This is a genomic window from Pseudomonas sp. NPDC087639 (assembly GCF_044743385.1).
Taxonomy (GTDB): domain Bacteria; phylum Pseudomonadota; class Gammaproteobacteria; order Pseudomonadales; family Pseudomonadaceae; genus Aquipseudomonas.
Window position 1 is genome coordinate 20,345 of sequence record NZ_JBIUWI010000066.1, and the last position, 9,369, is coordinate 29,713.

At 58.3% G+C, this 9,369-nt stretch carries 13 protein-coding genes; 8 read left to right on the plus strand and 5 right to left on the minus strand.

What is annotated here, in order from left to right; all coding sequences use genetic code 11:
- Positions 1-198: 198 nt before the first annotated feature.
- Genes lptB through ACIOVB_RS22410 form a run of 5 tightly spaced genes read right to left on the minus strand, consistent with a single transcriptional unit; the run spans position 199 to position 3,536 of the window.
- Positions 199-924 (minus strand): LPS export ABC transporter ATP-binding protein, encoded by a 726-nt coding sequence (lptB, locus tag ACIOVB_RS22390; RefSeq protein WP_008085069.1) that lies wholly within the window; start codon positions 922-924, stop codon positions 199-201.
- On the minus strand, positions 924-1,469 hold the full coding sequence (lptA, locus tag ACIOVB_RS22395; protein WP_008085067.1) for a lipopolysaccharide transport periplasmic protein LptA: 546 nt from the start codon (positions 1,467-1,469) through the stop codon (positions 924-926). Before lptA ends, lptB begins: the two co-directional genes overlap by 1 nt.
- Complete coding sequence (gene lptC / locus ACIOVB_RS22400) at positions 1,456-2,028, minus strand: LPS export ABC transporter periplasmic protein LptC (protein ID WP_187676783.1); 573 nt, start codon at positions 2,026-2,028, stop codon at positions 1,456-1,458. Before lptC ends, lptA begins: the two co-directional genes overlap by 14 nt.
- An 8-nt stretch (positions 2,029-2,036) precedes the next feature.
- A complete protein-coding gene (locus ACIOVB_RS22405; RefSeq protein ID WP_042557670.1) occupies positions 2,037-2,561 on the minus strand; it encodes an HAD family hydrolase in 525 nt (174 codons plus the stop codon).
- The gene (locus ACIOVB_RS22410) at positions 2,562-3,536 is read right to left on the minus strand and encodes a KpsF/GutQ family sugar-phosphate isomerase (RefSeq protein WP_401271483.1); all 975 of its coding nucleotides are present in this window, start codon (positions 3,534-3,536) and stop codon (positions 2,562-2,564) included.
- A gap of 275 nt (positions 3,537-3,811) precedes the next feature.
- Between ACIOVB_RS22410 and ACIOVB_RS22415 the strand changes: the two genes are divergently transcribed.
- The 8 genes from ACIOVB_RS22415 (at position 3,812) to hisG (ending at position 9,246) form a co-directional block, all read left to right on the plus strand.
- Positions 3,812-4,621 carry an ATP-binding cassette domain-containing protein gene (locus tag ACIOVB_RS22415; protein ID WP_401271486.1) on the plus strand — a complete coding sequence of 270 codons (810 nt, stop codon included), beginning with the start codon at positions 3,812-3,814 and terminating at the stop codon, positions 4,619-4,621.
- A complete protein-coding gene (gene mlaE, locus ACIOVB_RS22420; protein WP_401271489.1) occupies positions 4,621-5,418 on the plus strand; it encodes a lipid asymmetry maintenance ABC transporter permease subunit MlaE in 798 nt (265 codons plus the stop codon). Before ACIOVB_RS22415 ends, mlaE begins: the two co-directional genes overlap by 1 nt.
- Entirely contained in the window at positions 5,418-5,885 is a 468-nt protein-coding gene (gene mlaD / locus ACIOVB_RS22425) for an outer membrane lipid asymmetry maintenance protein MlaD (protein ID WP_187676787.1), read from the plus strand. The genes mlaE and mlaD overlap by 1 nt, the downstream gene beginning before the upstream one ends.
- 11 nt (positions 5,886-5,896) lie before the next feature.
- Positions 5,897-6,538: a phospholipid-binding protein MlaC gene (locus tag ACIOVB_RS22430; RefSeq protein WP_187676788.1), complete on the plus strand. Its 642-nt coding sequence runs from the start codon at positions 5,897-5,899 to the stop codon at positions 6,536-6,538.
- Entirely contained in the window at positions 6,535-6,840 is a 306-nt protein-coding gene (locus ACIOVB_RS22435) for a lipid asymmetry maintenance protein MlaB (protein WP_187676789.1), read from the plus strand. Before ACIOVB_RS22430 ends, ACIOVB_RS22435 begins: the two co-directional genes overlap by 4 nt.
- 115 nt (positions 6,841-6,955) lie before the next feature.
- Positions 6,956-7,195 carry a BolA family protein gene (locus ACIOVB_RS22440; protein ID WP_007912386.1) on the plus strand — a complete coding sequence of 80 codons (240 nt, stop codon included), beginning with the start codon at positions 6,956-6,958 and terminating at the stop codon, positions 7,193-7,195.
- Between the two features lie 22 nt (positions 7,196-7,217).
- Positions 7,218-8,483, plus strand: coding sequence for a UDP-N-acetylglucosamine 1-carboxyvinyltransferase (gene murA / locus ACIOVB_RS22445; RefSeq protein WP_187676790.1), 1,266 nt, complete (start codon positions 7,218-7,220; stop codon positions 8,481-8,483).
- Positions 8,484-8,610: 127 nt separating this feature from the next.
- A complete protein-coding gene (hisG, locus tag ACIOVB_RS22450; protein ID WP_016771668.1) occupies positions 8,611-9,246 on the plus strand; it encodes an ATP phosphoribosyltransferase in 636 nt (211 codons plus the stop codon).
- Positions 9,247-9,369 lie beyond the last annotated feature (123 nt).

Sequence of the window (9,369 nt, forward strand, 5' to 3'; positions counted from 1 at the left end):
GATGGTTTCATGGCAGGGGCTTAACACCTTATTCGCCGGCGCTATGCGCCATCCACTACAGGGCGCCGGAGCGCCAAACTTAAGCAAATTATATGCCTGAAACTGAAGTGTTTGCCTAGAGCGCTGTAACAATTAAAGCGTATTAAATTCTGCTTGAATCGATACAGCGCCCGGGCGGCTCACTCGGCACTAACAGGCTTACAGGCGGAATTCATGGCCCAGATACACTTCCTTGACCAGATCGTTGGCCAGGATGGTTTCTGCATCGCCTTCGGCAATCAACTGACCGTCGTTGACGATGTAGGCGGTTTCGCAGATGTCCAGTGTCTCACGGACGTTGTGGTCGGTGATCAGAACACCGATGCCCTTGGCCTTGAGATGATGGATGATCTGCTTGATGTCGCCGACCGAGATCGGGTCGACACCGGCGAACGGTTCGTCGAGCAGGATGAATTTCGGTGCTGTCGCCAGGGCGCGGGCGATTTCCACCCGTCGACGTTCACCACCGGACAGGCTCATGCCGAGGTTGTCGCGAATGTGGCTGATGTGGAATTCCTGCAGCAGGCTTTCCAGCTCCTTGCGACGGCCGGCCTTGTCGAGTTCCTGACGGGTCTCGAGGATGGCCATGATGTTGTCGGCCACCGACAGTTTGCGGAAGATCGACGCTTCTTGCGGCAGATAGCCGATACCCGCCTTGGCGCGACCGTGCATCGGCTGGTGGCTGACGTCCAGATCATCGATCAGCACACGGCCCTGATCGGCCTGTACCAGGCCGACGATCATGTAGAAACACGTGGTCTTGCCGGCACCGTTGGGGCCGAGCAGGCCGACAATCTGGCCGCTGTCGATCGACAGGCTGACGTCACGCACGACCTGGCGGCTTTTATAGGCCTTGGCCAGGTGCTGAGCTTTCAGAGTTGCCATTACTGGGTTTTCTCTTCGGTTTTCTTCTTCGGCTGGATCACCATGTCGATGCGCGGACGCGCTTCGGTGACTTTGCTGCCGGTAGCGCGGCCGGCGCTGGCCAGTTTCTTCACGGTGTCGTAGACGATTTTCTCGCCCTGGGTGGTGTTGTTGTCCTTGTCGACAACCTTGGCTTTGTCGATCAGCACGACGCGATTTTGCGCAGCGTGGTACTGGATCGTCACGCCCCATCCCTGAACAGGTTTGGTATCGCCAGCGGTTTGCAGTTGCTCGAAGTAGGCCAGGTTGCCCACCGAGGTCACCACGTCGATGTCACCGGTCGGGGTACGGGTGATGGTTACGGTGTTGCCGGTAACCTTCATCGAGCCCTGGGTGATGATCACGTCGCCTTTATAAGTGGCAACGCCATTCTTGTCGTCCAGTTGGGCATCGTCGGCCTGAATGCGGATTGGCTGCTCTTGATCGTTCGGCAGAGCCCAGGCGCTCACGCTTCCCAGTGCTGCGCCCAGACTGAGCAAAATAGGGAGGGTTTTAACGAGCCTCATACTGTCCTCTTACGTTCGATTGCAGGTGTATCCTGCTTTCCTTCAGATACGCTTTCATTCCTACGCCAGTCGATACACCGCCAGCGCCGTCGATTCTAACGGGTTGCGCGGTCTGCGCATATTCCTGCTGCGGGAACACCGTCATGCGAGTGGACGTGATCAGGGTGGCGCGGTTCTTTTCATCGGTGCGCTTGATGCGTACTGAGTCGATCAGCTCGACTTCGGTGCCGCCCGAGTTCACTTCGCCGCGTTCGCTGGTCACGTGCCACGGGAAATCTGTGCCGCGGTACATGTTCAGGTCAGGCTTGGTGACCAGCGTAATGTCGGTCGCCTTGACGTGCTCGGCCTTCTCGGAGGTCATTTCATACTGCACTTTGCCGTCCGGAAGATATTGCACGGTGTGGGTGTTGGTCGCATACCAGTCGATAGGCGTTTCTACGGAGGAAACCGCAGGCTTGTCGAGGAAGCGTTCCGGGCTGATGTTCCAGTAGCCGACCGCAGCGAATATCGCGGCGATGCAACCGAACAGCAGGAAGTTACGAAATTTTTTGCTGAACATTGTTTGGCTCACAAGTACGCGGCATTGGCCGCATCGAGGCGGCCCTGGGCGCGCAGGATCAATTCGCAGAATTCGCGGGCTGCACCTTCGCCGCCACGTGCCCGGGTTACGCCGTGGGCATGTTCGCGGACGAAGTCGGCAGCGTTGGCTACGGCCATGCCCAGTCCCACGCGACGGATCACCGGCAGGTCGGGCAGGTCGTCACCGAGGTAGGCGACCTGTTCATAGCTTAGGCCCAGTTGTTCAAGTAGACCGTCCAGAACCACCAATTTGTCTTCGCGCCCCTGAAACAGGTGCGGGATGCCGAGGTTTTTCGCTCGGCGCTCAACTACGGGGGTTTTGCGGCCACTGATGATGGCGGTCTGCACACCCGCGTTCATGAGCATTTTGATGCCTTGGCCGTCGAGGGTGTTGAAAGTCTTGAATTCGCTGCCGTCTTCAAGGAAGTACAGGCGACCGTCAGTGAGGACGCCGTCGACGTCGAAAACCGCCAGTTTGATCGCTTTGCCGCGTTGTAACAGATCGGTGCTCATTTACATCACTCCTGCGCGCAACAGATCGGAGAGGTTGAAAGCGCCGACCGGGCGATCTTCCTCATCGACAACGACCAGTGCGTTGATTCGGTGGTCTTCCATGATTTTCAGGGCTTCGGCGGCGAGCATTTCGGGCCGTGCGGTTTTGCCGTGGGCCGTCATCACCTGATCGATGGTGGCGCTGCGGATGTCGATGCTGCGATCCAGGGTGCGGCGCAAATCGCCGTCGGTAAAAATCCCGGCGAGCTTGCCGTCGGCTTCAAGGATGACAGTCATGCCCAGACCCTTGCGGGTCATTTCCATCAGCGCATCCTTGAGCAGTGTGCCCCGCTGCACCTGCGGCAAGTCTTGCCCGGTGTGCATGACGTTTTCCACTTTCAGCAACAGGCGACGGCCAAGGGCGCCACCCGGATGGGAAAAGGCAAAGTCTTCTGCGGTGAAACCGCGCGCTTCCAGTAGCGCCACGGCCAAGGCATCGCCCATGACCAGTGCGGCCGTGGTTGAGGACGTCGGAGCCAGGTTCAGCGGGCAGGCTTCATGTTCGACGTGAACGTTGAGGTTCACCTCGGCGGCTTTGGCCAGCGGCGAGGCCGGGTTGCCGGTCACGCTGATCAACAGGATGCCCAGACGCTTGATCAAAGGCAGCAGCGTGACGATTTCGTTGGTCGAGCCGGAATTCGACAAGGCCAGGATCACGTCATCGCGGGTGATCATGCCCATGTCGCCATGGCTGGCTTCGGCCGGGTGTACGAAAAATGCCGGGGTGCCGGTGCTCGCCAGTGTGGCGGCAATCTTGTTGCCGACGTGCCCGGATTTACCCATGCCGACCACTACTACACGGCCTTTGCTGGCCAGAATCAACTCGCAAGCGCGTACGAAATCGGCGTCGATTTGGGGCAACAAGCCTTGTACGGCTTCCACTTCGAGGCGGATGGTGCGTCGTGCCGATTGAATCAGGTCGCTGGATTGGCTCATGTCAGAAATCGTATAGTCCGATGAAAAGGCGGCGATTATAGCGGTTATGTTGAAAAGCCTCACGCAAGTTCGTTGTGCTTTGTCATTACTCGTTACCCAAACCCGGCAAAACATCCCGCAGACCTGCCATATCGCCGAACACAGGCTGGCACAAGCCTTGGGCGCATGGCCTTTGCAGTGATATAGTTCGCCGCCAGTTCGGCCTGCCCGGGATGTACGTGCTTTTTAAATAAAGCCAGGCGTCCGAGTGAGAGGCTGCATCGCAAGGAGTTTAGATGAGTGCCGATAACGCCTACGCGGTCGAGCTGAAGGGAGTCTCCTTCAAGCGCGGTGCGCGCAGCATTTTCAATAACGTCGATATTCGCATACCGCGCGGCAAGGTCACCGGCATCATGGGGCCTTCCGGGTGTGGCAAGACCACGCTGCTGCGTTTGATGGGCGCACAGTTGCGTCCTGCCAGCGGCGAAGTCTGGGTCAACGGTCAGAACCTGCCGGCGCTGTCGCGCAGTGATCTGTTCGATGCACGCAAGCACATGGGTGTGCTGTTTCAGAGCGGCGCTCTGTTCACCGATCTCGATGTCTTCGAGAACGTCGCTTTCCCCCTGCGCGTTCATACCGAGTTGCCGGAAGAAATGATCCGCGACATCGTCCTGCTCAAATTGCAGGCGGTGGGGCTGCGCGGTGCCATCGACTTGATGCCCGATGAGCTGTCCGGTGGCATGAAGCGGCGCGTAGCGCTGGCGCGGGCCATTGCGCTTGATCCGCAGATTCTCATGTACGACGAACCGTTCGTTGGGCAGGACCCGATCGCCATGGGCGTGCTGGTACGCCTGATTCGTCTGCTCAACGATGCGTTGGGGATCACCAGTATCGTGGTTTCGCACGATCTGGCCGAAACCGCGAGCATCGCCGACTACATCTATGTAGTGGGTGATGGTCAGGTACTGGGGCAGGGCACGCCCGATGAGCTGATGAACTCGGACGAACTGCGTATCCGCCAGTTCATGACCGGCAATCCCGATGGCCCGGTGCCGTACCATTTTCCAGCGACGGATTACCGCGCAGATCTTCTGGGGAAGCGCTGATGCGCAGAATTTCATTAATAGAACGCGTGCGTCGTTTCGGCGAAGCGGCGATCGATGCCATTGCGGTGTTTGGTCGTGCAACGCTGTTCCTGTTTCACGCCTTGATAGGGCGTGGCGGTATCAGCGGCGGTTTCGGCTTGCTGGTCAAGCAGTTGCATTCGGTCGGCGTCATGTCGCTGGTGATCATTGTGGTCTCGGGGATTTTCATCGGCATGGTGCTGGCACTTCAGGGTTTCAGCATTCTGTCGAGCTACGGTTCGGAGCAGGCGGTGGGGCAGATGGTTGCGCTGACGCTGCTGCGAGAGCTCGGCCCTGTGGTGACTGCGCTGCTGTTCGCCGGACGTGCCGGTTCGGCGCTGACCGCGGAAATCGGCAACATGAAGTCCACCGAGCAGCTTTCCAGTCTGGAAATGATCGGTGTCGACCCGCTCAAATACATTATTGCCCCGCGTCTGTGGGCCGGATTCATTTCCCTGCCGGTGCTGGCGATGATTTTCAGCGTGGTGGGTATCTGGGGCGGTTCGTGGGTGGCTGTCGACTGGCTTGGCGTGTATGAAGGGTCTTATTGGGCAAACATGCAGAACAGCGTGAACTTCACCAGTGACGTGCTCAACGGCGTCGTCAAAAGTATCGTTTTCGCCTTCGTCGTGACCTGGATCGCCGTATTCCAAGGCTATGACTGTGAGCCCACTTCCGAGGGGATCAGTCGTGCCACCACCAAGACCGTAGTATTTGCCTCGCTGGCAGTACTGGGCCTGGACTTTATTCTGACCGCTTTGATGTTTGGAGATTTCTGATGCAAAACCGCACCCTGGAAATCGGTGTCGGCCTGTTCCTGCTGGCAGGGATCCTGGCTTTGCTGCTGCTTGCTTTGCGGGTCAGTGGCCTGTCTCCGACTTCGACCACCGAAACTTATAAACTTTATGCCTACTTCGACAATATCGCCGGTTTGACGGTCAGAGCCAAAGTGACCATGGCCGGTGTAACCATCGGCAAGGTCACCGCAATCGATCTGGATCGCGACAGCTTCACCGGTCGGGTGACCCTGCAAGTGGATAAAAAGGTCGACAACCTGCCGACCGACTCCACAGCGTCTATCCTGACCGCTGGTCTGCTGGGCGAGAAATACATCGGTATCAGCGTAGGCGGGGAAGATACCCCTCTGAAGGATGGTGGAACCATTCACGACACACAGTCGTCACTGGTACTGGAAGACCTGATCGGTAAATTCCTGCTCAATACCGTTAGCAAAGACGCCAAATGAGGAGCTTTTGAATGATCTCTACCTTGCGACGTGGCCTGTTGGTGTTGCTCGCGACATTGCCACTGATGGGTACCGCTGTGGCGGCACAGTCAGCGCACGATCTGATTCAGGACACCACCACCCGGATGCTTGCTGATCTGTCGGCCAATAAAGAGAAATACAAGCAGGATCCGAACGACTTTTATGCTGCACTGAACACTATCGTTGGTCCGGTGGTCGATGCCGAAGGCATCTCCAAAAGCATCATGACGGTCAAATATTCGCGCAAGGCAACGCCTGCGCAGATGCAGACCTTCCAGGAAAACTTCAAGAAAGGCCTGTTCCAGTTCTACGGCAACGCCTTGCTCGAATACAACAACCAGGGCATCACCGTTGATCCTGCCAAGGACGAATCGGGTGATCGCACCAGCGTCGGCATGACCGTAAAGGGCACCAACGGCGCGGTATACCCTGTGCAGTACACCCTGGAGAAGATCAACGGCGAGTGGAAACTGCGCAACGTGATCATCAACGGCATCAACATCGGCAAGTTGTTCCGGGACCAGTTCGCCGACGCGATGCAGCGTAACGGCAATGATCTGGACAAGACCATCAACAATTGGGCAGGTGAAGTGGCCAAGGCCAAGCAAACCACCGAGAAGCCAGCGCAATGAATGAGGCGGCAGTTCGTATGAGTGATGTCGACGAGCTATTGCTCAGCGGAGTGCTGGACTACCGCACTGGCCCGGACTTGCGCAAGGAAGGTCAGGCGCTGATCAAGTCGAGCAAGGCTTCTGCGCTGGTCATCGATTGTTCAGCCGTGAAGAAGTCCAGCAGCGTCGGCTTGTCGTTGCTGCTGTGCTTCATGCGCGATGCTCAGGCGGCCGGTAAGGCTGTGAGCATCCGCGCGATGCCCGAAGACATGCGCGAAATTGCTCAGGTCAGTGAACTGACCGAACTGTTGGCGCAATCCTGAACCCGCATCAATAAAGAAGCCCCCCGTCAGAGTCCTGCCTTGCGGGGTTCGCAGGCGCGGGGCTTTTTTGTATGATGTCCGACCCGTGCGCACAGGGCGCCGATTGAGGTTGAGCATGCAGGCCGTAGAAGTGAAGAGCTTCCTTGAAGGAAAGCTGCCCGGAACGTTGGTAGAAGTTGAGGGCGAAGGCTGCAATTTCCAGCTGAACGTGATTAGCGATGAACTGGCGGCGTTGAGCCCGGTGAAGCGTCAGCAGCAGATCTATGCCCATTTGAACCCATGGATCACCGATGGCAGCATCCATGCGGTCACTATGAAATTTTTCAGCAGCGCGGCCTGGGCCGAGCGCACCTGAGCCTAAGGGCGTCGAGATTCTTATGGATAAATTGATTATTACTGGTGGCGCTCGTCTTGATGGCGAGATCCGCATTTCCGGGGCAAAGAACTCTGCCCTGCCGATTCTGGCTGCCACTCTGCTGTGCGATGGCCCGGTGACGGTCGGCAACCTGCCGCACTTGCACGACATCACCACCATGATCGAGCTGTTCGGTCGCATGGGCATTGAGCCTGTGATCGACGAGAAACTCAGCGTCGAAATCGACCCGCGCACCATCAAGACCCTGATCGCTCCGTACGAACTGGTGAAAACCATGCGTGCGTCGATCCTGGTACTGGGCCCTATGGTTGCCCGTTTCGGTTCAGCCGAAGTCGCGCTGCCTGGCGGTTGCGCCATCGGTTCGCGTCCGGTCGACCTGCATATCCGTGGTCTCGAAGCCATGGGCGCGGTGATTGATGTCGAAGGCGGCTACATCAAGGCCAAGGCGCCTGAAGGCGGCCTGCGCGGTGCGCACTTCTTCTTCGATACCGTCAGCGTGACCGGTACTGAAAACATCATGATGGCTGCTGCTCTGGCCAAGGGCCGCAGCGTGCTTCAGAACGCAGCGCGCGAGCCTGAAGTGGTTGACCTGGCGAACTTCCTCAACGCCATGGGCGCGAAGGTTTCCGGTGCTGGCACTGACACCATCACCATCGATGGCGTCGAGCGTCTGGGTTCGTGTTTCTACAAGGTGATGCCTGACCGTATCGAAACCGGCACCTACCTGGTGGCCGCTGCGGTCACCGGTGGTCGCGTCAAGGTCAAGGACACCGATCCGACCATCCTCGAAGCGGTTCTGGAAAAACTTCGCGAATCCGGCGCAGAAATCACCTGCGGTGAAGACTGGATCGAGCTGAACATGCACGGCAAGCGCCCGAAAGCGGTCAACGTGCGCACTGCGCCGTACCCGGCGTTCCCGACGGACATGCAGGCGCAGTTCATCTCGCTCAACGCCATTGCCGAAGGCACTGGTGCCGTGATCGAGACGATCTTCGAAAACCGTTTCATGCACGTGTACGAGCTGCACCGCATGGGCGCCAAGATCCAGGTCGAAGGCAACACTGCCATCGTCACCGGTACTGAAGTCCTCAAAGGCGCGCCAGTGATGGCAACCGACCTGCGTGCTTCGGCCAGTCTGGTGATCTCGGCTCTGGTCGCCGAAGGCGATACCCTGATCGACCGCATCTACCACATCGACCGTGGTTACGAGTGCATCGAAGAAAAACTGCAGATGCTGGGCGCCAAGATCCGTCGCGTTCCGGGCTAACAGCTGCATGAGGACACAGGGACGTGTCCACTGAATTCGTTTCGAATCGAGCCGTTATCCGGCTCGATGTGTGTCCGGCGTCGATTGCGACCGGACATGAGTACCTTGATAAGGACTGACGTTTCCCATGTTGACCATCGCACTGTCCAAGGGCCGCATCCTTGACGACACCCTGCCGCTTCTCGCTGAAGCGGGCATCGTGCCGACCGAGAATCCGGACAAGAGCCGCAAGCTGATCATCCCCACGACCCAGGACGACGTACGTCTGCTGATCGTGCGTGCCACCGACGTGCCGACGTATGTCGAGCATGGCGCGGCCGACCTCGGCGTTGCCGGCAAAGACGTGCTGATGGAATACAGCGGTCAGGGCTTGTACGAGCCACTGGACCTGCAGATCGCCCAATGCAAACTGATGACCGCCGGCAAGATCGGCGCGGCCGAGCCCAAGGGCCGTCTGCGTGTGGCGACCAAGTTCGTCAACGTCGCCAAGCGTTATTACGCCGAACAGGGCCGTCAGGTCGACATCATCAAGCTCTACGGCTCGATGGAGCTGGCACCGCTGATCGGTCTGGCCGACAAGATCATCGACGTGGTCGACACCGGCAACACCCTGCGCGCCAATGGCTTGGAACCTCAGGAACTGATCGCCACGATCAGCTCGCGCCTGGTGGTCAACAAGGCTTCGATGAAAATGCAACACGCCCGTATCCAGGCGTTGATCGATACCCTGCGCAACGCTGTGGAATCGCGACACCGCGGCTGATTTACCTGCGCGACCTTGAGTCGCGCCCGTCTATCCGCCTCATAGCCAGAATCTCAGGTGCCCAAGCGGAAACGACTGCTAAGTTAGGGCGCCTGAGTTTTTGCCATTCCTATGAGGCTCTCG